The 22476-nt window shown below is 34.4% G+C and carries 20 protein-coding genes; all 20 read right to left on the bottom strand.

Annotated elements, in window-relative coordinates; genetic code table 11:
- Positions 1-20 precede the first annotated feature (20 nt).
- On the bottom strand, positions 21-593 hold the full coding sequence (locus tag AQ616_RS13495; RefSeq protein WP_017796744.1) for an outer spore coat protein CotE: 573 nt from the start codon (positions 591-593) through the stop codon (positions 21-23).
- A gap of 443 nt (positions 594-1036) precedes the next feature.
- Positions 1037-1465, bottom strand: a complete 429-nt coding sequence (locus AQ616_RS13490) for a YlbF/YmcA family competence regulator (protein WP_017796743.1) — start codon at positions 1463-1465, stop codon at positions 1037-1039.
- A 1-nt stretch (position 1466) separates the two neighbouring features.
- A complete protein-coding gene (gene miaB, locus AQ616_RS13485) occupies positions 1467-3026 on the bottom strand; it encodes a tRNA (N6-isopentenyl adenosine(37)-C2)-methylthiotransferase MiaB (RefSeq protein WP_017796742.1) in 1560 nt (519 codons plus the stop codon).
- 136 nt (positions 3027-3162) lie between these two features.
- Positions 3163-3423 (bottom strand): stage V sporulation protein S, encoded by a 261-nt coding sequence (locus AQ616_RS13480; RefSeq protein WP_011066027.1) that lies wholly within the window; start codon positions 3421-3423, stop codon positions 3163-3165.
- 91 nt (positions 3424-3514) lie between these two features.
- Positions 3515-4312 (bottom strand): TIGR00282 family metallophosphoesterase, encoded by a 798-nt coding sequence (locus AQ616_RS13475; protein ID WP_069685982.1) that lies wholly within the window; start codon positions 4310-4312, stop codon positions 3515-3517.
- 252 nt (positions 4313-4564) lie between these two features.
- A complete protein-coding gene (gene rny, locus AQ616_RS13470) occupies positions 4565-6127 on the bottom strand; it encodes a ribonuclease Y (protein WP_017796740.1) in 1563 nt (520 codons plus the stop codon).
- A 320-nt stretch (positions 6128-6447) separates the two neighbouring features.
- Complete coding sequence (recA, locus tag AQ616_RS13465) at positions 6448-7491, bottom strand: recombinase RecA (RefSeq protein ID WP_017796739.1); 1044 nt, start codon at positions 7489-7491, stop codon at positions 6448-6450.
- A 158-nt stretch (positions 7492-7649) separates the two neighbouring features.
- Positions 7650-8912: a competence/damage-inducible protein A gene (locus AQ616_RS13460; protein WP_069685981.1), complete on the bottom strand. Its 1263-nt coding sequence runs from the start codon at positions 8910-8912 to the stop codon at positions 7650-7652.
- The gene (pgsA, locus tag AQ616_RS13455; RefSeq protein WP_017796737.1) at positions 8912-9490 is read right to left on the bottom strand and encodes a CDP-diacylglycerol--glycerol-3-phosphate 3-phosphatidyltransferase; all 579 of its coding nucleotides are present in this window, start codon (positions 9488-9490) and stop codon (positions 8912-8914) included. Before pgsA ends, AQ616_RS13460 begins: the two co-directional genes overlap by 1 nt.
- Positions 9491-9742: 252 nt before the next feature.
- Positions 9743-10657, bottom strand: coding sequence for a helix-turn-helix domain-containing protein (locus AQ616_RS13450; RefSeq protein WP_069685980.1), 915 nt, complete (start codon positions 10655-10657; stop codon positions 9743-9745).
- Positions 10658-10685: 28 nt separating this feature from the next.
- Positions 10686-11471 (bottom strand): DUF3388 domain-containing protein, encoded by a 786-nt coding sequence (locus AQ616_RS13445; RefSeq protein WP_069685979.1) that lies wholly within the window; start codon positions 11469-11471, stop codon positions 10686-10688.
- 205 nt (positions 11472-11676) lie between these two features.
- Positions 11677-11925, bottom strand: coding sequence for a DUF3243 domain-containing protein (locus AQ616_RS13440; RefSeq protein ID WP_017796734.1), 249 nt, complete (start codon positions 11923-11925; stop codon positions 11677-11679).
- Positions 11926-12005: 80 nt separating this feature from the next.
- Positions 12006-12722, bottom strand: coding sequence for an elongation factor P 5-aminopentanone reductase (gene ymfI / locus AQ616_RS13435; protein ID WP_017796733.1), 717 nt, complete (start codon positions 12720-12722; stop codon positions 12006-12008).
- Positions 12723-12731: 9 nt separating this feature from the next.
- Entirely contained in the window at positions 12732-14015 is a 1284-nt protein-coding gene (gene yfmH, locus AQ616_RS13430; RefSeq protein ID WP_069685978.1) for an EF-P 5-aminopentanol modification-associated protein YfmH, read from the bottom strand.
- Positions 14008-15297 (bottom strand): EF-P 5-aminopentanol modification-associated protein YfmF, encoded by a 1290-nt coding sequence (gene yfmF, locus AQ616_RS13425; RefSeq protein WP_017796731.1) that lies wholly within the window; start codon positions 15295-15297, stop codon positions 14008-14010. The genes yfmH and yfmF overlap by 8 nt, the downstream gene beginning before the upstream one ends.
- Positions 15298-15468: 171 nt before the next feature.
- Positions 15469-16935, bottom strand: coding sequence for an alkaline phosphatase family protein (locus AQ616_RS13420; RefSeq protein WP_069685977.1), 1467 nt, complete (start codon positions 16933-16935; stop codon positions 15469-15471).
- Positions 16936-17016: 81 nt separating this feature from the next.
- On the bottom strand, positions 17017-18126 hold the full coding sequence (locus tag AQ616_RS13415; RefSeq protein WP_069685976.1) for an MGDG synthase family glycosyltransferase: 1110 nt from the start codon (positions 18124-18126) through the stop codon (positions 17017-17019).
- Between the two features lie 149 nt (positions 18127-18275).
- Entirely contained in the window at positions 18276-18830 is a 555-nt protein-coding gene (locus AQ616_RS13410; protein ID WP_017796728.1) for a YkoP family protein, read from the bottom strand.
- 369 nt (positions 18831-19199) lie between these two features.
- Positions 19200-19925: a GntR family transcriptional regulator gene (locus AQ616_RS13405; RefSeq protein ID WP_017796727.1), complete on the bottom strand. Its 726-nt coding sequence runs from the start codon at positions 19923-19925 to the stop codon at positions 19200-19202.
- A 165-nt stretch (positions 19926-20090) separates the two neighbouring features.
- A complete protein-coding gene (locus tag AQ616_RS13400) occupies positions 20091-22430 on the bottom strand; it encodes an FtsK/SpoIIIE family DNA translocase (RefSeq protein WP_017796726.1) in 2340 nt (779 codons plus the stop codon).
- Positions 22431-22476: the final 46 nt, after the last annotated feature.

Raw genomic sequence — 22476 nt, 5'->3', positions numbered from 1 at the left:
ATTATACCCTCGTCTTCTGATTAATCCTTATGAATATGATTAAAAAAGTCTGGTTTTACTTTTTCTGCTTCATCATCCGTCATCTTATGATCCCAAACACTTTCTTCATCGTCATCATCATGATCTAATTTCGGATTAACCTTTACAAAAACCCTTGTATCCCCAATAACTTGAACAACAAATTCACGTTCAATCTCAACAGAAATATTACTTCCTTTTCCACTGATTTTGCATTCAAGGCAATTTGGTTGTTGCAATACTTTTGCAATCACATCATACTCATCATTAATACAATTATCATCCTTCACCGAAAGTGGAATTGTATCCTTATATTCTACTCTCTCTGTAACTACTTCGGTTTTCGTATTGTCGTTATACGAATACCATACATTAATATCATAGCTTCCAGTGACAACTACAGTATCCTCGGATTTTTTCGTAGCATGATATAAATGATTAATGACCCAGCATCCTAATATACTAGTTGGTCGATGTGATGGGGAGATCGTATGGTTTTCTTTGGTAAACTTTCTACCTTTACCACAGACTGCTTTTGTTATGATTTCTCTATATTCTTTATCAAGAAAAGTCATGATTACTTTTACCTCCTCTTTTTTCATAGTCATTTTATGCAAGACAAATACCTAAAGTGCATAGCATTTCGTGATAATGAAAAAAAGAAGGAGTTTTAATGATTAGATTATCTTATCCAATGAAAATTATTATGAACATAATCGCTGTATATTAGTTATACACACACACATAAAAAGCTTGGGTAAAAGAAATTATTCAAAAGAAAAATCAGTGTAAAAGAACTATGAAAATGTACGTCATGCATTTACGCTTTGTTAAGTTTTCCTTTAGCACTTTTAGGCATTCTCTTACAGAGAGCCTATGTACAATTCCAATTTAATGTTCTTATTATTACATTTCTTTTGATTTAGTTTTCTCCCAAGCTCTTCCGTTGGAATAAATCCACTATAACGGTTTCCTCGATCAATATAGTGTCATCATTATTTTAGAGTACAGACGTTGCTTAATGTGAGCATCCTGACTTGTTTTTTGTTTTAGAACCTGTCTCTCCCGCTAGTACGTCTCCACCTGTTGATTCAATCACTTCATTTGTTACTTCACGAGCGATTGTTTTAGACACTAACTGTAATACGTCATTAACAACAATTTGTGTTTCTTTAAATTCTTGAACAATCGGTATATCATCAATTTCAGCTTGTAAACGATCGATTTCTTCTTCTACACGTTTTAAAGCCTCTCTCTTCTCATATGCTTGAAAATTTACTGCTTGTTTTTGTAATGTTTTAATTTTTTGGATGAGCGATTGAACTTTTTTATTTTCATTAAGCTTTGCTTCCACTTGTTTAAAACGGTCAATTTCTTCTGTACTTGCTAACATATTAGCTAACTTCTTTGCTTCATCCAATACTTCTTTGCGAGTATATTCTGTCATACTAGTTCACCTCAACTGTATTTTCAACCATCACGCCATTTAAAGACCATGTTTTGGTTTCTGTAATTTCTACTTCTACAATCTTTCCAATAGATGATTTGGGACCTTTGAAATTAACGAGTTTATTTTTTTCTGTATAACCAGCTAACACGTCTGGATCTTTCTTACTTTCACCTTCAACTAGAACTTTCACTTTTTTACCAGCATAGTTTTTCATAGATGCTGCAGATTGTTTGTTTACTAGTTCATTTAAACGGTATAAACGTTGCTTTTTCACTTCTTCAGGTACATCATCTTTTTTACGAGCAGCAGGTGTACCTTCACGTGGTGAGTAAATAAACGTATATGCTGCTTCAAAGCCAACCTCTTCCACTAAGGTAATCGTTTCTTCAAATTGTTCTTCTGTTTCATTCGGGAATCCTACAATAATATCCGTTGTTAACGTTGCATTTGGCATTGCAATACGTATTTTCCGAACCAATTCTAAATAATCTTCTCTTGTATATTTACGATTCATCTTCTTCAAGATTTCACTACTTCCTGACTGAACAGGCAAGTGGATATGATCTAATAAGTTACCACCTTGAGCTAATACTTCAATTAATCGGTCATCAAAGTCTCTTGGATGTGATGTCGTAAATCGAACACGAGGAATATCAATTTTATGAATATCATTCATTAAGTCTCCAAGGCCATATTCGATATCTTCAAAATCTTTCCCGTAGGCATTTACATTTTGGCCGAGAAGTGTCACTTCTTGATAACCTTGAGCTACTAAATGACGGACCTCTTGAATAATGTCTTGCGGTCGGCGACTTCTTTCTTTTCCGCGCGTCATTGGAACTATACAGTAAGTACAGAATTTATCACATCCATACATAATGTTTACCCAAGCCTTAATTTTGCCTTTGCGAGCTTTCGGTAAATTCTCAATAATATCACCTTCTTTAGACCATACCTCTACAATCATTTCTTTTCCAAATAATGCTTCTTTAACAAGGTGTGGTAGACGATGAATGTTATGTGTTCCAAAAATTAAATCGATATGTTGGTGTTTCTTTAGAATTCGATCTACTACAGACTCTTCCTGTGACATACAACCACAAACCCCAATAATGAGATCTGGATTTTCTAATTTTAATGGTTTTAAATGACCAATCTCACCAAATACTTTATTTTCTGCATTTTCACGGATTGCACAAGTATTTAACAGGATTATATCAGCCTCTTCTGTAACGGTTGTCGATTCATATCCCATTTCCGATAGAATTCCAGCCATTACTTCTGTATCATGTTCGTTCATCTGACAACCGTAAGTTCGAATTAAAAATTTCTTCCCGCGTCCTATCTTCTCCATATCTTCTGGAATCGAAAAGTCATAATGAAATTGAACATCTTCTCTTTTACGTTTTCTAGCTTTTTTTATATCAGGTGACTGCGGCTCGTACTCTTGTTGGAAATACTTAGCAATCATATCTTCACTGGACGTATTTTTAATTCTTTCTACATTTGCTTGCTCTGTACGAATCTGGGACTGCTGTTTGCGTTGCTGTTCGTTCATCAGGTATCCCCTTTCTTCATTCGAATCATTGTTACATATGTACAATACTATAGTATAAAGCTTCTTTCCAAATAGTACAATATTGAAAGCCTATACACAAACAAAAACCTTCCTTAAAAGGAAGGTTTTTCCGCTGTTATCGAGGTTCAACGATTAATTTAATCGCTGTCCGTTCTTCGTTGTCAATTAAGATGTCCGTAAATGCGGGAATACAAATTAAATCGACACCACTCGGAGCAACAAAACCACGTGCAATTGCTACTGCTTTAACAGATTGATTTAGTGCCCCGGCACCTATAGCTTGTATCTCTGCTGTACCACGTTCTCTTAGTACATTTGCCAAGGCTCCTGCTACTGAATTTGGGTTCGATTTAGCTGAAACTTTTAAAACTTCCATTACTAGTACCTCCTCATGCACTATTGTAATTATACTGCTACTATATTCTTGGAGATGTTAGCATATTCCCTTTAGGAGCAACAAATCATTATTACGAGAAGAATGGATGGTCCTCGTTAATCATAATCCGCTCGATGTTTTTCGCTTGGCCCGTTGTATCATCGATGGTAATAATTACTCCATTTAACTGTGTTCTTCCCGTTTTATCAATTTCAAAACGTACCGGAAGAGATGTTAAGAATCTTTTCAATATCGTCTCTCTTTCTACACCTAAAATACCATCATACGGGCCTGTCATCCCCACATCAGATATATATGCGGTACCGCCTGGCAATATTCGTTCATCAGCAGTTTGTGTATGGGTATGTGTCCCAACAACCGCCGATACCCTGCCATTTAGATACCAACCCATTGCTTGTTTTTCACTCGTTGCTTCTCCATGAAAATCAACGAATATAACATCTGTTCTCTTCTTTGCTTCTTCAATAAGTTCGTCTGCTTTTTTAAAAGGATCATCTACAGGCGGTAGAAAGGCTCTTCCTTGTAAATTAATTATCGCAATCTCTTTACCGTTAAAATTTGAGTAGACAATTCCTTTACCAGGATTACTATCTGGAAAATTTGCTGGACGAATCATATTATGAGCATCATCAATAAACTCAAAGATTTCTTTCTTATCCCACGTATGATTTCCCATTGTTATAACTTGAGCACCAGCTTCAAGAAATTGTTTATAAATTTTTTCTGTAATTCCCTTACCAGCGGCAGCATTCTCCCCATTTATAATTGTCATGTGGGGTTTATATTTATCCTTTAGTTTAGGTAGATACTCAAATACCATATCTCTACCAGGTGATCCAACAACATCACCTATAAATAAAATTTTCATTCTAACAATCATCCTATCTACAATATATATATTTAGTTTTTCACACCTAATAGCGATTGTCAAAAACAATTCGGTAATTAGATGTACAAGAATAATCAAATACAAGTAAAGCTATGCTTACTCCATTAAACTTATGTAGTATATGAAATAATAACCATTTTGTACTAATCAGATATGATTAAAAAATTCCGGTTATCTAATGGATAACCGGAATTCTTCTTACAGTGGCAGAATATATTCCAGCCGCTGCTTTTATTTCGCGTATTCAACTGCTCTTGTTTCCCTTATTACAGTAACTTTTATATGTCCAGGATAGTCAAGTTCGCCTTCAATTCGCTTACGAATATCACGTGCGATGCGCACAGATTCAATATCGTCAATTTCATCAGGTCTAACCATGATACGAATTTCTCTACCCGCTTGAATAGCAAATGATTTTTCAACGCCATCAAAGGATTCTGAGATTTCTTCGAGTTTTTCTAGTCGTTTAATGTAATTTTCCAGCGTTTCACTTCTAGCACCAGGTCTCGCTGCAGATAATGCGTCTGCAGCAGCAACCAATACTGCAATAATTGATGTCGCTTCTTCATCTCCATGGTGGGAAGCAATTGAATTAATCACGACTTCGTGTTCATTATACTTCATTGCTAGCTCTTTACCGATTTCAACATGACTTCCTTCTACTTCATGGTCGATAGCTTTACCTATATCATGTAGTAGACCAGCTCTTCTAGCTAATGTCACATCTTCTCCTAGCTCAGCCGCTAACAATCCTGACAAGTAAGCAACTTCCGCTGAGTGCTTCAGTCCGTTCTGACCATAGCTTGTACGATATTTTAGACGACCTAAGATTTTCACTAAATCCGGATGCAAGCCGTGAACTCCTACTTCAAAAGTAGTTTCCTCACCTACTTCTCGAATATATTCGTCCACTTCGCGTCTAGATTTCTCAACCATTTCTTCGATACGTGCTGGGTGTATTCTACCATCTTGCACGAGCTTCTCTAATGCCATACGAGCAATTTCACGTCGAATTGGATCGAAACCGGAGAGTATAACTGCTTCTGGAGTATCATCTATAATTAAATCAATTCCAGTTAAGGTTTCTAGAGTTCGTATGTTTCTACCTTCACGACCAATGATACGACCTTTCATTTCATCATTCGGCAAATTAACAACAGAAACCGTTGTCTCAGCAACATGGTCTGCAGCACATCGCTGTAAGGCAAGAGATAAAATGTTTTTGGCTTTTTTATCAGCTTCCTCTTTTGCACGTGTTTCAGACTCTTTAATCATTACTGCTGATTCGTGCTGTACCTCTTTTTCGATACGCTCTAAAATAATCTGTTTCGCCTGTTCAGAAGTATATCCTGAAATGCGCTCAAGCTCAGTTTGCTGCTCGTCTTTCATAGCTTCCACTTTGCTTTTCATTTCTTCAATTTGTTGTTGTTGTTCGGTTAGAGATTGTTCTTTACTCTCTAAACTCGACTCACGTTTGTCTAAGGTTTCACCTTTTCGGTCCAGATTCTCTTCTTTTTGCATCAGACGATTTTCTTGCTTCTGAGCTTCCATACGGCGCTCTCTTATTTCATCCTCCGCTTGTTGACGGAATTTATGATTTTCATCTTTTGCTTCAAGAAGCGCTTCTTTCTTGGCGGCATCTGCATTTCTGTGTGCTTCTTCGACAATTTGCTTTGCAAGTCTCTCCGCACTAGAGATCTTTGCTTCTGCAATAGATCTGCGTACCAGATAACCAACAACAATACCGACGATCAGAGCAAGCAAAATGGAGATGACGACGATAACGATGTCCATGATTTCACCTCCTATTGCCTATAAAATTGTACATTTCATATGTGTCGGCATGTAACATTTTCTAAATGCATCAAATATTAATTTCATAATGGATATTATAAAATTATACACTTCTAATATTAATTCTCAATTGGTTGAATGTCAAGGAATCGCCGGAAATAATATCCATGTTGCCAAGCTCTTCTGAATATTGAAATCAAAGAAATCACAAATATAGAACAAAGACGCAAACGCCCGTTATCCACAGCACACAAATTTTATAAAAAAACCCTAAGACCATTTGTTTATGATCTTAGAGTTTTATACAAGCCGGACTATGTTTATTTTAAATCAAGACTCTCTTGAGAAGGTTCTTCTTCCGTCTTATCTTCATCCACTTTATCTAGCTCATAATGCTGACGAATAGACTGATGGATTTCAGTTAATACTTCTTCATTTTCTTTTAGATATTGTTTTGCATTTTCACGGCCTTGTCCTAGACGATCATTATTATAGGAATACCAAGCACCGCTTTTCACAACGATATCTAGATCAGAACCAATATCTAACACTTCTCCCTCTTTAGAAATCCCTTTTCCGTACATAATATCCACTTCAGCTTGTTTAAACGGTGGGGCAACTTTATTTTTCACAACTTTAATTCGTGCTTTATTTCCTACCGCATCATTACCAAGCTTCAATGTTTCTGCTCTTCTTACTTCTAAACGTACTGAAGAATAGAATTTTAATGCTCTACCACCAGGTGTTGTTTCTGGATTTCCGAACATAACACCGACTTTTTCCCGGATTTGGTTAATAAATATTGCCGTTGTTTTTGACTTATTTATCGCTCCAGATAATTTACGTAAAGCTTGTGACATTAAACGTGCTTGTAAACCGACATGAGAATCTCCCATTTCACCTTCAATTTCAGCTTTTGGTACAAGCGCAGCTACAGAGTCAACTACGATAATATCTACAGCTCCACTTCGAACAAGTGCCTCTGCAATTTCTAGAGCTTGTTCTCCTGTATCTGGTTGAGATAATAGTAATTCATCAATATTTACACCCAAAGCTTTCGCATATACTGGATCAAGAGCATGCTCTGCATCTATAAATGCCGCTTGTCCACCTTGTTTTTGTGCTTCAGCAATAGCGTGAAGTGCAACGGTTGTTTTACCTGAGGACTCCGGACCATATATTTCGACTACACGACCACGAGGATAACCACCGATACCTAAGGCAACATCTAATGCTAATGATCCACTCGGGATAGTAGCGATTTTTGGAATTTCATTTTCCCCCATTTTCATAATGGAACCTTTACCAAATTGCTTCTCTATTTGTCTTAAAGCCATATCTAACGCTTGTTTTCTATCACTCAAAGAAACTACCTCCTTCACATATCTGTATCTATCATACAATGTTTTTATGTATTTAACAAGAAAAAAACGAATGGATGTTCTTATTTTTTAATAATCTATTTATAATCAAATATAGAAAAAAGCTATAAAAATAGTTTAGTAAATATAGATTTCTACTATTAACTCTTAATACTTTTATTTTTTAAATATTGATATATAATTTCAAATCCTTTTAAACAAGCTCTATCCCGTATATGATTTCTATTTCCAGTAAAGTTAAATTTTTTAGAAACAACCACTTCATCATCATCTACTAGTGAGATATAGACTGTACCGACTGGTTTCCCTTCTTGTTCATTCGGTCCTGCTATTCCAGTAAATGAAATCCCTAAATTTGTTTGCATTTTTCGAGAAACATTTGATGCCATTATATCTGAACATGCATGGCTAACCACACCATGAGAATCTATAGTTTCACTAGGAATTTCTAACACTTCTTTTTTGATACGGGTCTGGTAAGTTATATAACTACCTGCAAACACATTCGAAGCTCCAGACACAGATACAATTTTTTGAGAAAACATTCCGCCGGTAATACTTTCTGCTGCACTAATTGAATAACCTAAATGTTTTAGTTGTTGAACAACTACCTCTTCTATTGACTCATCATCCTCACCAAAACAAAACTCTCCAATTCTTGCTAAAATTAGTGTTTTTGTTTGTTCTAACATTTCTACTGCTTCTTGTTTTGTTTCTCCACTTGCAGTTAGACGAATGACAACGGCTTGATCTTGTGCAAGTGGAGCAATGGTTGGATTAGTTTGCTTTTCAATTAAGTCTGATAATGCATGCTCTAATGCTGATTCACCGATACCACTAAATTTTAGGGCAACGGATTGTATAATTCGTTGTTTACCAGTTAATGTCTCTAAAAATGGAAATAGTTCCTCTTGCGAAATATGTTTCATCTCACGAGGCACTCCCGGTAAAAAGAACCAATGGCAAGATTGATAATGAACGTACATTCCAGGTGCCATTCCTGCGTTATTTGTTAATACTGTAGACCCTTCAAATACACGAGCCTGTTTTCGGTTATTTGGTGTCATCGTTTGTCCGCGTTTTTGAAAGAATGTCTCTATTTTTTCCATGCTTTTTTGATCTTCAACTAATGCTAATCCTGTCATCTGTTGGAATCCTTCACGAGTAAGGTCATCCGCAGTCGGTCCAAGCCCACCTGTAACAATGACAATATCAGAACGCGATTGAGCAAGCTCGAAAGCCTGCTCAACTCGTCCTAGATTATCTCCTACTACTGTGTGATTGTATATATTAATACCATAAGAAGCTAATTTTTCGGATAACCATTGTGCATTTGTATTCGCTATTTGACCTAATAACAGTTCTGTTCCAACCGCGACTATTTCAGCTTGATAATTTTTCATTATTTTGAATCCCTCATCACATGCCAGTTTTTAACAAAATAGTCAACTCCCGAGATAATAGTGAAAATTAATGCAAGATAAAGCATGATTATTCCAAAAGGAAAATCAATATAAGAAAATGGGAAATTATGTAGTAATAATACTGCGATCGCAATCATTTGTGTTGCAGTTTTTAATTTACCCATACTTCCTGCTGCAAGGACGATTCCTTCACCAGCAGCCACTAGTCTTAAACCAGTTACAGCTAATTCTCTACTTATTATAATGATGACTATCCATGCCGGAGCAATTTCCATTTCCACTAATAGTATCAGTGCTGCAGATACTAATAACTTATCTGCAAGTGGATCCATAAATTTTCCTAAGTTCGTAACTAATTGATGTTTTCTAGCGTAGTAACCATCAACCCAATCCGTAGCAGCTGCAATAATAAAAATCAGTGCTGCTAGAAAATGGGTAACTGGTAATTCAGTACTTCCAATATCCCAAGCCCCCCAAGGAAAAGGAATAGATAATAATAATATAAAAATTGGAATCATTAATATTCTGGAAAACGTTAACTTATTTGGTAAATTCATTCTGTCTACCTCCATCTTTTAATTACTAAATACAGAGGCTGGGACAAAAGAATTAATCAAAAGATAAATCGAAATAAAGTATTTTGAAAAGCTTCTTCAGAAATATGCTTCGCTAGTACAATCGGTGATTCTCCGTTTGCTTAAGCAATCCCGCGGTCCTCACAAGAGTCTGCGTATATTTCTTAAAATTTCTCAAAATAACATTCGTCTTTTGACCAAATCTTTTAGCTATGTCCCAGCCTCTTTCTACGATTAATTAAACTGAATTTCTAATTTTTGGTGTACGGTAGACATGTCTACTGGATATTCTATTTCTGTTCCGTTAATAGAGATGGTTACGGCTGGCGCATATCCAACATTTAATGAAATAGAATCAAAATCAGAAGCGTCCCATTCTTGAGGAGCTGCTTCAGCGTTGAAGACACTACTAAATAAAGATTCACCACTTCCACTTGTAACCTCTAACCACGATTCCTCGCCATCGCCAGTTACATCTACAGAAACAGTAACTTCATCACCGTAATTGCTTACACCAATAACTGAATTTGGTGAACTTCCGGTTCCTTCCTCGATTACTTCAACAGATAGTTCTTCAGATGGACTGTCTTCAGATTCGTTATTATCTTCAGCAGCATCACCATTTTCTTCATTATTCTCTTCTTCACCCTCATTAGATGTTCCTTCACCTGTATCAGTATTAGAATCATTGGTTCCATCTTCAATAATAACATTGTTTTCCTGAGGTTCTTCAGATGGATCTGTAGCATCAGAAGAATTAGCACGGATAAATAACCAAGCAACAATAATAATACCAATTACTAATAGAACGACAATAATTGAAGGAATACTTGAAGAAATGCGTGAACCTTTATCATTACTATTATTTTCTCTTCTTGTTCGTTGAATACGTGTATATTGAACATTTTCCTCTTCCGTACTAGGCAATTCTTCTCTATGTTCTTCGAGAAGTTCATTTGGATCCAATCCTACAGCAGTTGCATACTCTTTTATAAAAGCTCTTGCATAAAACTTACCAGGTAAAATATGAAGATTACCCTCTTCAATTGCCACTAAATATCTTTTTTGAATTTTTGTCGTTTCCTGTAAACTATCTAGTGAAACCCCACTAGATAAACGTGCCTCTTTTAATTTCGCACCAACATCCATATAAAACACCTTCCATAATCAAAAAATATTAAAACATAGAAAACCCGTCCTGCTGATGAAAATCTTGCTTTTCTACTGTTTCATATGTAATCTCTTCATTTTCATCCGTGCGTAATTCGATGATATAATCAAAATCATCCAAACTATATTCCGTAGATTGAACAAATATGTCAGGATGCTCAACTACTTTAATAGTAGGAAGTTGCATTATTTCACGAATTAATTGCCAATGTTGTTCGTTCGCCTTTCTTTTTGAGACTACCCCATCTATAATATAAATATTATCTGGATTATATTCACCTTCGATTAAACTTTTACGAACAGTTTGTTTTATCATCGTACTTGAAACAAATAACCATCGTTTATTGGCACTAACACTAGCTGCAACAATTGATTCTGTCTTTCCCACCCGTGGCATACCACGAATTCCAATTAGTTTATGACCTTCAACTTTATATAATTCAGCCATAAAATCAACAAGTAAACCTAACTCGTCTCTTACAAATCGAATGGTTTTTCGATCATCACTATCCGTATGAATGTACTTACCGTGACGAACTGCCATCTTATCACGGAGCTTAGGTTTTCTAATTTTATGCACTTTTATTGCATCCATAGTACTTAGTATAGACTTTAATCTCATAATATTTTCATCATATTTCGACAACAATAGCATTCCTCTTCGTGAATTTTCTACACCATTGATTGTAATTATATTAATGGAAAGCATTCCAAGCAAAGAAGCTATTTCTCCAAGTAAGCCTGGTCGGTTTTTTAGGTTCTCATATTCTAAATACCACTCTACTCTTTCCATAATGTACCCCTTTATATAATAGGTTATATTCAGTACTATGTATTATCATAACGAATTTATGTAAAATTTTCTATTAGAATATAACATTTTTTACTATTTTTCAAAATAACTTTAAATGATTTTCTAAAAAAACTGTCGAATCGATAAAAAAGAAAAAGTTGTACAGTTACAACTATACAACTTTTCCTCTAATTATTCATCATAATTATTTTTTCTGAACAAGTTTGATCATTGTATTAGCAAGAGCTTGTTGTTCTTCTTCAGAAGCTGCATTCCACAATTCCTTTAGAACTTCTTCTTCCGGATTTTGAGCATTTACACTTTGTGCAAGATAGTCTCCCACTTCAGCTGCTAACCCAGAAATTGTTTTCTGATCTGCTCCATTAGCCTGAGCTTGCTCGAGTCGATCAGCTAAAAAACCTTTCCATGAGTCAAAATTATCTAAAATAGACATTTCGATTTCCTCCTCATATTCATAGAGTCAAACTTATTATTTGAGGATTCGATCGAAAATATTCATGAAAAAGTATATTTTTACCATGCTCCATTAACTTCAATAATTTCACCACGAATATAACTCGATTGATCACTTATCAAAAAGTGAACCGCATTTGCTACTTCCTCAGGTAAGCCAGCACGATTAAGAGGGATTTCTTCGATAATGGAGTGAACTTCTTCTGCTGATAAATGTGCATTCATTTTTGTCTGAATAAAACCAGGGCTTACTCCATTAACCGAGATACCACTTAAAGACACCTCTTTCGCTAAGGCTCTTACAAAACTGTTTTGAGCACCTTTTACAGAAGAATACATCACCTCATTGCTTGCACCACGGTCACCCCAAATAGAAGTGATAAATACAATATGACCTTTATTTTTTCGTATCATATTAGGTAATAAGTGTTTAGTAATCATCCAAGGAGCTTTAACATGCAAATGTAACATTTCATCCATTTCTGTCTCTAAACTTTCTTGAAACATATTAAAATGTGCATTACCACCAGCAAACACAATACCATCAATCTCAAGGTCCAATTGATTAATTAAATGATGTATTCCATCATTGGTACTTAAATCAGCTTGATAAAATCCTAAGATAGCATCTTCATTTAATTCAAGTTGTAATTGTAATATCGGTTCAACATTTTGATGGTAATGTAATAACAATGAATATCCTTCTCGAGCGAGTTTAAGAGCAATAGCAATACCGATTTCTCCACTCGCACCAATAACAAGTACATTTCCCCTCATATTTTCACCTTATTCTGCAGAAATTGTACATGTAGCTAATCGTTCTTCAACAATCCACTCATGTAAAAATTGATTTGCATCATCCACAGTTAATTGTTGTATAAATGGAACGATTTCAAACAAATTCACACCTAAATGTAAATAAGAAGTAAATTTATTTGCGGTAAACTCCAGTGAGTTCATCGAACGTAATAACTGTCCTATTTTCTTCTTCTTCATTCTTGTAAATGTTTCTTCATCTAATCTGATATCTTTTGTTGATAGCAATAAATCTTTTACCCGATCACTAAATCGGTTTGGTTGATCTGTATTTGTTCCTATCAAAGAATAACCAAATGTTGCATCTAAATTTGTCTCAAAATAGAAGGAATCATCAATTAATCCATCTTCATATAATTCTTGGTAAAATGGTCCTCCTGTTGAGAAAAAGTGGCTTAAAAACATTCCAACTAACATATCTCTTCGGAGAAAATCGTTTCCTTTTAAATTATTTATTGGTTCTTTAATCCCCACTGTACACTTAGGTATGGACACAGGCATTGTAATTTTTTTATTTTTTTCTGCTACCTGATCAGATTCATTTGGTAAAAATCGTTGAATCTTCTCCAACTTTTGGAAATCTTTCTTGGATTGGTTATCTGTAATTAAATCCATCATTGACTGAGGATTAAAATTACCAGCAACAAATAAACTCATGTTTTCAGGATGATAAAACGTTTGATAACAAGTATATAAATCATCTTTAGTTATAGAAGATATAGACTCTACGGTCCCAGCAATATCTATGTTCACTGGATGCTCGTGAAACATTGCTTTAATCGTCCCCATGAAGGATTGCCAATCCGGTTGATCATCGTACATTTTAATTTCTTGTGCGATAATTCCTTTTTCTTTCTCAACGGACGCTTCAGAAAAATATGGGTCCTGAACAAAATTAATTAACGTGAGCACATTTTTTTCAATTTGACTTGTCGCAGAAAATAAATATGCTGTTTGTGTAAATGAAGTAAACGCATTTGGTGAAGCGCCTTGTTTACTAAAATCAGCGAAAACATCTCTATCCTCTTTTTCGAATAACTTATGCTCTAAAAAGTGAGCAACTCCTTCAGGAACTGTTATTTTTTTATTTTCACCGAGTGGTATAAACGTTTGATCAACGGAACCATAGTTTGTAGAGAAAATTCCATATGTTTTCGACATCTCTGACTTTGGTAATAAATATACGTTTAATCCATTAGGTAATTGTTTTGTATAAAGGGTCTCACCTAATTCTTGAAATACTTCTTTATTCATTTTTTTCACCACCCTTACTCGTTAACAAATAAACTGTATCTTCTTCAATTTCCTTAGCAACTTCTATCACTTGTTGTTTCGTTACGGATTTAATATCTTTAATTAATTGTTCTGGTGGAAGGATTTTCCCGCCAACTTCCTGTTGATACAAAAGCTCTACTAAACCTTGCGGATGATCCATTGTCTCTAAAAGTTGATTAATAATTAATTGTTTTGTTTCTTCAAATTCTTCATCGGTAAAGGAACCTTTTTTCATTTCCTCTACTTGTTCTCGGATTATGTCTCGAGCTTTTACATAATCTTCAGGAGCAATACCACTCATTACGACCATAAGACCTTTATGGCTTTCTAATCGTGAAGATGCATAGTACGCTAAGCTATTCTTTTCACGTACATTAATAAATAACTTAGAACTTGGAAATGCTCCAAATAAACCATTAAACACTTGTAAAGCTGCGTATTTTGGGTCCTCAAACAAAATATTTGTTCGGTAACCAATATGCAACTTTGCTTGTTGTACAGTATCTTCTTCAACAATTTCTTTTGGAGAAGAGCTAGACGATGATTCTGATTTACTTGGAGCCACTGGCTTATTCGATTGATTTGTTTTTCCAGACAATAGCTCTTCCATTAATTCCATCATTTCTTTTATTTGAAAATCACCTGTCACATAAACATCCATCGTGTCTTCTTTGATAATAGACTTTGCATATGCAAATAAATCTTCATTTTGCAAGGAAATCAGATCATCTTCATACCCTTGTACATGTAAGGAATAAGGTTCAACTTCACACATTTCATCCATTAATCGTGTATTTGCATAATTCATTTTGTCGTCTTTTAGAGCATGTATCTTCTGTAACAATGTCTTTTTTTCACGTTCAAAAATTTCTTCTTTAAATGCATCTTCCCCATTCAATTGAAAAAGTACTTCTTCAAATAACATTGCAGCACGACGCATTACTGTAGATGCATCTGGAATAAATTTTTCATTTGCTACTTCTAGTCGAATCGTCAGGATATGATTTTCTCCTTTTTTCCCGCCAGTTATAGCTAAAGTTGCACCATATAATTCATCCAATTCTTTTTGTAAATCCATTCGAGTAGGGAAAGACGCCGTACCTTGTTTTAGTACATATGGAAGTAACGCGCGTTTTGTTACTGTATCACGCTGTAATGGAGCACGTAATTTTGCAATAAGAGAAATTGTTTTATGTTTTTTATTTGGAACTAAATGAAACTTCATCCCATCAATGGTCTGTTGTTTAACTTGTACTTTCATGGGCACCCTCCAATAAAATATTCATCTTTCCTATTCTGCACTATTTTTCCAACTGTCATCCATTATACAGGAAAATAATAATGTTGTCGTGAGAGCGAAATCACCTATTAATAATTACTAAAAAAGCAAATTACCCTCCGTAAAAAAACGAAGTTTATTTACAATTTAATGTTATAAGATTAATTGAAGAATATATTCTTTCATATCCACTAGACGGAAATATTTTGGTTTTATGCTTGTACCTGCAATTATTAATGGAACATGGGATTCTTGTCTATGCAAAGAACCATGAGCTGCACCACTTATATGAAAAGGTGTTAACTGTGCCTTAAAATCATAGCCAGGTTTCGCATTTACAACAATAAAACGACCAGAGTGAGAGTTCAAAGCACTATTAAGCCTAGCTAATGCATCTGGGTATTGCCCGTAGAACACCTCATTGTCATTTGTAAGTAGTAAATCTAGAATTTCATGATTTCCCTTTAACTTCCATGTTTGATTATATTCATCTTTATATTGTCCTGATGGAGAAAAGTGCAACTCACCGTCTTTTACGCCTGAAGAAACATGAACTGAATTTTTATCTTTCCAAGCAATTATATCAATTCGAGGATCATTTTTAAGTACATCACTAACCTTATACAAGGGAAGCGCTTTGTCCAATACATAAATATATGCCATTCGCTGATTTACACATAAGACAAGTTGATCTTTATTATTGACTGGGCGTTCAATTCTAGATATTTGAAATTTTTTCAATAATTTCCGTAAGTCTATGACATATTTGCGATAATTTCCACCTGTTGGAGAATGTCCGTTATCCCCCATTACCATCCAAATATTTTGTTTAACTGCTTCTTCCCAGGTCGGATACAAATTCAATATTTTTTGAATTTCCCTATCTATTTTTGCAATGCCTTTGATATCCATGGGACCTCGAAAATGCATTCGAGCATCCAAATCCTGAAAAATACAAAATGTAAAGCTTGGTAATTTATTTTTTTTAATTAAATAACGTAATTCTTTAGCTGTAAATTTATGATTACCCGCTGCGATTTGTTTTGTAAATCCCCTCTTGCGTAGTTTAGAAAAAAGACCTAATGAGAAAATCGGAGAAGTATTAGTTGTCCATTTTCCATCTTCAAATCGCGTAAATGTAGATAGTAATCGAGGAACCTGAAGTCGTTTTGGACTATTCCCACGGTAAACAAATGAATTAATCGACGCTGAAGGAATTCCCTTATTAGCTAAGTCTTCATATATTGTCGAAACAGTATTACTTAAATGTTCATTATTCAGACGATAAAGCATATTATGAATAGATTTACGCATCCCCAGCCGAAACGTCTCACGTAAGCCTGTCCCATAATTAACGATTTGCTTATTAGTATCATCAAACCAATTTAATCCTGGAATGTGATGCTTATCAGCATATGTTCCTGTTATAAGTGTACTGTCAATTGTTACCGACATTGTTGGAAATGAACTGACCAAATTGGGGATATATGAACCTTTTTCCATTAAAAATTGTAAGGCAGGTGCATGTCCTGTTTGAGCCGCTGTTTCTAATGGCATGGACATTAAAGAGTCGATATTTAATAAGATAATTGGCTTATGATTTTTTGAATAGTTTTCCATTATTTATTTTCATCCTATCTATGAGTCAATAATTACAAAAGTGAACCAACTGATATTTATTTATCTACAATGAAATACAGATTATTTTTTTATGATCAAATCTAATATTTCTATCATTGATTTATTTTCTAAGCTGCTATGATATCTTTCCATATTAGCTTGATATTGTCTTCTTCTTGATTTGCTAGAAAAAAAACTTACAATCTGATTTTCCACTGTTTGGTTATGTAGATTGATCGGAATAACTAATCCTAAATATTTTAATTGATCTAAATTGATTCTCTCTTGACCAGGTAAGGTATTACTAATAAATATGACTTTCTTCTTTTTCAAGCATTCACTTACAGTAACACCGCCGGGCTTTGTTAGTACAGCATCTACTTTATCGTAAATCCTATTCATTTCCTGTTTATTATTAATATAAGGGATAGGGGTAATCCTTATATTTCTCCTATTCTTTAATGTTTCATACAAACGTTTATTTTTTCCGCATAATACATAATAATGAAGATTTTTAAGTGAAGATTTATGTGGCAGTAATTCATCTATATCTCCTATTCCGAGACTTCCACCAGTTACCAATATGTTTATCTTATTGGTTTGAAACGCAATAGGTTTTGGATAAAATGCTCCATGTACTGGTATACCGGTTACAAATATATTTTGTTCCTTCACTCCTTTACGTATTAAATGAAACTTTACCTCTACAGAAGGAACAATATGATAATCTATACCATCTATTCCCCATATATTATTAACAAAATAATCCGTATAGACATTTACGATAATAGCACTAAGGTTATGCGTACTTTTTAAGCGACCTGCAAGATAAGAAGGTAGCGCATGCGTACAAAAAAGTATTTCAGGTTTGGTTTCTTTTATTAGTCGTTTAAAAAAAGATAGAAACAAAAACTCAAACAAGATTTTTCTATTACTTGTTAGTTCACTATTAGCCACTTGATCATACATCCAATTATATGTATGTGGAATAAACCTAATCCACAATAGATAGGTACTTGAAACTATTCTTTCTAACTTTCCATAGCTATATGCGAGGATATCTACTTTTTCTGATTGAATAGAATGATTACTCTTATTAAGTTCATCCATTAAAGCCTCCGCTACATGATGATGACCTGTAGGAATTTGCATAAAAGGTAGAAATAATGCCTTTCCATTATTACTTTTCATTGGCTCAACTCCATATGACCTCTTTAATTTCCAATAAAATATAAATTAATACATATTATTTGGACAAGGCTAGCTAACCTGCCCAAAAATCAGTATTAAACTCAGTTTGCTTATTCCATATTTGCTTTAGAAGTTGTTATCATAATTCTTCAAATCCTAGAAAAATGGTAAGTATTAATTAATTTGTTTTTAGACATCAATAAATAAACGGGAGCTTTGATACTTGTATTTGCGATAAAATTCATTGGAGAGATTGCGTATTTTTTATACGTACGATAGTAAGTATTCTTAATGTCAAATACTTCAAATCCTAACTTATTCGCACCCTGGGACAATGAGGTAATTCCTATGATCCCCTTAATTTCATTACTTTTTTCATGAAGACTTATATAATTTGCCAACATAGGTAGCCCACGTTTTATTTCATGGTAAATATATAAAGCTTTTTTAAACTGATTATCGGTTTTACGCAATTCATTTAGTATCTTTACATTATGAAGATGTATTTTCAACAATAGATCATGTTTATGAATAATAGTGCCGTCTTGCAGAACTACGTCATTTCCTAGATAATTAGTCAACCGAACTCGAAACAACGTATTATTACTATTCTTCTGATCATTTTCAGATACGCTATGTAATCGTGAACATGTGTAATATATTGGATCAATTATATTCCAGACATCTAATAAATAATTTCTCATTAGATTCTCCCTACATTAAGTTAATTATATATAACTTGTTCCCCAAAACCTTTTATCAGTGATAATCGATTTTAATTTATATGCTGTTATTTTTTACTAATTATAAGTATTTTAATCATATGTATCTTAATAAATTTAATTTGAACAAGGATTATGATTAAAGAATTATTATCCGTTGGGGAATTTAAATGTTCTAATTAAAGTAAGATTTCCATTGCTACGGATCGGTATGATTCTATTCAAAACCTTGATTTGTTAATTCTTATTGAGACATTTTCTAACCTTCTTAAAGTCTTAATATAAGAAGTGCCTACAGATAATTACATTAAAGGAGGTGATTTTCGTAAGAAACGAAAATCACCTCCTTTATTAAACACGTTTTCGTAATACATAAAAGCTAAATGTATCTGCTCGAAAATAATTAGATGAATATAGAACTGGTTCATCATCACTCGTATAATGCACTTGCTTTAATAATAGTAACGGTTGATCAGATGCATAATTTAAAATACTATAAATTCGGTCATGATAGCTTACCGGTTCAATATATGTAACCGCATATGCAACACGTTTCTTCGTATAGGATTCAAACACATTAAAAATGGACGCTTCATCTCGTAATACTTCAATCGGAATCAACTTAGTTGGAATCTTATCAATACAAAACACTACAGGATCATTATCAGCCGTACGAACACGTTCAATTTTAGATAATGATGTTAATGACTGATTGTTAAATTTGGAGCGATCTTCATCGGTTGCTTGGACAACTTCAGCAGATAAATATTGTGTACCTGCTACTTTTCCAGATTGTTCAATCATCTGTGTAACGCTCGTTAGCTCTTCAATCCCAGATGAAAAAATCGGCTTTGGATTTACAAAAGTTCCTACACCATGTCTCCTAGTTACTACATTATCCTCCTCTAAAATACGAAGTGCTTCTCTTAAGGTAGCTCTTGAAACACCTAAATGCTTTGACAATTCATATTCCGATGGGAGTTTTTCATTTTCAAGGTAAACGCCTCTATCAATTTCTTTTCGAATTTCATCAATAACTTGTAAATATAAATGTCTTGCATCCGCACGAATAGACATATAATTCACCTCCACTAATGCCAACTACGAAATCGTTTTCTTGCATACTAGAATTTATATTACCACTCTTCTTAAAAGAAATAAATCCCTAATACCATGGTAAATTTCATCAAAAATGTGATCCTTATTCATGATAACACTAGAATAAGGATCACATTAAGGTCATTACGAGGAAGTCGTTTGTTCTTCTGTAGGTTTAGGAACCAAGACTGCCCTTGGTTTACTCCCTTCATAAGGACCTACTATTCCTCTATCCTCCATAGCATCAATCAGTCTTGCAGCTCTAGTATAACCAATCCGGAATCGACGCTGTAACATTGATACACTAGCACTTTGCATTTCTGAAATGAGTTGAACTGCATCCTCATAAAGATCATCATCAACCTCTTCAACTACTTCATTTGTTTCTTCTGGAATCATTTCTTCTTGATAAGATGCTTTTTGTTGTTCAATACAATGGTCTACAATACGTTCTACCTCTTCATCAGATAAGAATGCACCTTGAACACGTGTTGGTTTTGAAGAACCTACGGGCATAAATAACATATCGCCTCTTCCTAATAATTTCTCAGCTCCTCCTGAATCAAGGATGGTACGTGAATCTGTCGCAGAGGATACACTAAATGCAATACGTGATGGAATATTTGCCTTAATAACACCTGTAATAACGTCTACCGAAGGACGTTGTGTAGCAATAATTAAATGAATTCCTGCTGCACGAGCCATTTGTGCCAATCTCGTAATGGAATCTTCCACATCATTTGAGGCTACCATCATTAAATCTGCCAACTCATCTACAAGAACAACAATGTAAGGTAAGTGTGGCTGCTGTTCTTCAGATGCTAGATTTTGCTTTCGAATATATTCATTGTATCCTTCAATATTTCTTGTTCCTGTTTCAGAAAATAAATCATAACGTCTTTCCATTTCAGCTACAACCTTTTTCAGTGCTCTTGATGCTTTCTTTGGATCAGTTACAACTGGTGCTAGCAAGTGGGGAATACCATTATAGACGTTAAGTTCTACCTTTTTAGGATCAATCATCATCATTTTAACTTCGTGAGGTTTTGCACGCATTAAAATACTCGTAATTATGCCATTGACACAAACACTTTTCCCGCTTCCGGTCGCACCTGCAATTAATAGATGGGGCATTTTATTCAATTCACCAACAACAGCTTCACCCGATATATCTCTACCAAGAGCATAAAGAAGTTTAGATGTCTTATTAGACCAGGTTTTATCTAACACCTCTCGTAAAGAAACCATTGCAATTTCTTTATTTGGAACTTCTATTCCAACAGCAGATTTCCCTGGAATTGGTGCTTCAATACGAATATCTTTTGCTGCTAAAGCAAGTGCAATATCATCATGAAGGTTGACGATCTTACTAACTTTTACCCCGGCTTCAGGATATACTTCATATTTCGTAACAGCTGGCCCAACATGTACCTTCGTAATTTTTGCTTTCACACCAAAGCTTGTAAATGTTTTTTCCAACTTACGTACTGTAGCTTGAATTTGTGACTTTTCTTGCTGTTGCGAGTTATAAGATGGATCTGCTAATAAATCTGGCATAGGAAGTTCATAATCGTGATTCTCCCTAGCTGTCATTGGCATTGCTTCGTCTTTACTATCATCAGCTAAACTTTGATCAATTTTCGTACTTTGGGCTTGTTTTTGTTTAGCTGGTGCTTTATTCTCTGTGGCTTGCGGAACATTATCTTGATATGCTACATCTGTAAAATCATTGATAAATGGTTCTTCCCTTTCTGAAACATCAATCTCTGTCACCAGATTATCTTCTATTTCATTCTCAGCTTGTCTGCTTTCATCATCAATATATGCCTGATGCTTTCTTTCTTTTCTTTCAGATTGATACTGCGTCCATTTTTCCTTAGTTAAATTTATAAGCGCTTTTACCTTAGTGAATATCTTAGAAGTCACCTCTCCAATTGATAAATTCGTAAGGAAAATAGCACCAATTAACAAACAAAAGACAACAACAATTTTTGATCCAGTAATGGAAAACATATAATGTGAAAACGTGAAAAGAATTGCCCCGAACATTCCTCCACCAGTTTGAACCAACGTACCTGTTCCGTTTACATAATCAAAAAATAATGTCCAACTCATTCCAATAATAGAGGTGTTTTCTGTTGTTACTAGTAAACTTTCCAATACTTGAATATGCGTTAACATCAGTACACCAGCTAAAAGAATATAAAATCCAATCATTCTACGATGTAGAAAATCTGGTAATTTTCGTTTTATCAATAAGTAAAATCCTGCTACAAGTAGAAATACAGATGCAATAAAGTACCAAATACCAAAGAAGAATTGAAATAAATTCTCCAGCCATCCTGGTATAGCACCATCACTTAGCGCAGCTGCTCCGCTACCAAATATTGCAAGAAATATAAGAAGTAGGCCAACTAACTCTATCTTTAATCGCTTTACTTGCTTAGAATTTTTTCTTTTTTTCTTTCTTTTTTTCGCGGCCATTTTCTCACCCCAACATCTATTACTTTTACGAATAGCAAACCCTTGC

Origin of the sequence: Oceanobacillus sp. E9, from assembly GCF_001741975.1 — a bacterium.
GTDB lineage: Bacteria > Bacillota > Bacilli > Bacillales > Amphibacillaceae > Oceanobacillus > Oceanobacillus kimchii.
This window is presented reverse-complemented; position numbering and strand designations above follow the sequence as displayed.

Bases quoted from the DNA above. Each gene is read 5' to 3' on its own strand.
- AQ616_RS13495 (WP_017796744.1), bottom strand. From the start codon at position 593: ATGACTTTTCTTGATAAAGAATATAGAGAAATCATAACAAAAGCAGTC.
- AQ616_RS13490 (WP_017796743.1), bottom strand. From the start codon at position 1,465: ATGACAGAATATACTCGCAAAGAAGTATTGGATGAAGCAAAGAAGTTA.
- miaB (WP_017796742.1), bottom strand. From the start codon at position 3,026: ATGAACGAACAGCAACGCAAACAGCAGTCCCAGATTCGTACAGAGCAA.
- AQ616_RS13480 (WP_011066027.1), bottom strand. From the start codon at position 3,423: ATGGAAGTTTTAAAAGTTTCAGCTAAATCGAACCCAAATTCAGTAGCA.
- AQ616_RS13475 (WP_069685982.1), bottom strand. From the start codon at position 4,312: ATGAAAATTTTATTTATAGGTGATGTTGTTGGATCACCTGGTAGAGAT.
- rny (WP_017796740.1), bottom strand. From the start codon at position 6,127: ATGGACATCGTTATCGTCGTCATCTCCATTTTGCTTGCTCTGATCGTC.
- AQ616_RS13460 (WP_069685981.1), bottom strand. From the start codon at position 8,912: ATGAAAAATTATCAAGCTGAAATAGTCGCGGTTGGAACAGAACTGTTA.
- pgsA (WP_017796737.1), bottom strand. From the start codon at position 9,490: ATGAATTTACCAAATAAGTTAACGTTTTCCAGAATATTAATGATTCCA.
- AQ616_RS13450 (WP_069685980.1), bottom strand. From the start codon at position 10,657: ATGGATGTTGGTGCGAAATTAAAAGAGGCACGTTTATCTAGTGGGGTT.
- AQ616_RS13445 (WP_069685979.1), bottom strand. From the start codon at position 11,471: ATGGAAAGAGTAGAGTGGTATTTAGAATATGAGAACCTAAAAAACCGA.
- AQ616_RS13440 (WP_017796734.1), bottom strand. From the start codon at position 11,925: ATGTCTATTTTAGATAATTTTGACTCATGGAAAGGTTTTTTAGCTGAT.
- ymfI (WP_017796733.1), bottom strand. From the start codon at position 12,722: ATGAGGGGAAATGTACTTGTTATTGGTGCGAGTGGAGAAATCGGTATT.
- yfmH (WP_069685978.1), bottom strand. From the start codon at position 14,015: ATGAATAAAGAAGTATTTCAAGAATTAGGTGAGACCCTTTATACAAAA.
- yfmF (WP_017796731.1), bottom strand. From the start codon at position 15,297: ATGAAAGTACAAGTTAAACAACAGACCATTGATGGGATGAAGTTTCAT.
- AQ616_RS13420 (WP_069685977.1), bottom strand. From the start codon at position 16,935: ATGGAAAACTATTCAAAAAATCATAAGCCAATTATCTTATTAAATATC.
- AQ616_RS13415 (WP_069685976.1), bottom strand. From the start codon at position 18,126: ATGAAAAGTAATAATGGAAAGGCATTATTTCTACCTTTTATGCAAATT.
- AQ616_RS13410 (WP_017796728.1), bottom strand. From the start codon at position 18,830: ATGAGAAATTATTTATTAGATGTCTGGAATATAATTGATCCAATATAT.
- AQ616_RS13405 (WP_017796727.1), bottom strand. From the start codon at position 19,925: ATGTCTATTCGTGCGGATGCAAGACATTTATATTTACAAGTTATTGAT.
- AQ616_RS13400 (WP_017796726.1), bottom strand. From the start codon at position 22,430: ATGGCCGCGAAAAAAAGAAAGAAAAAAAGAAAAAATTCTAAGCAAGTA.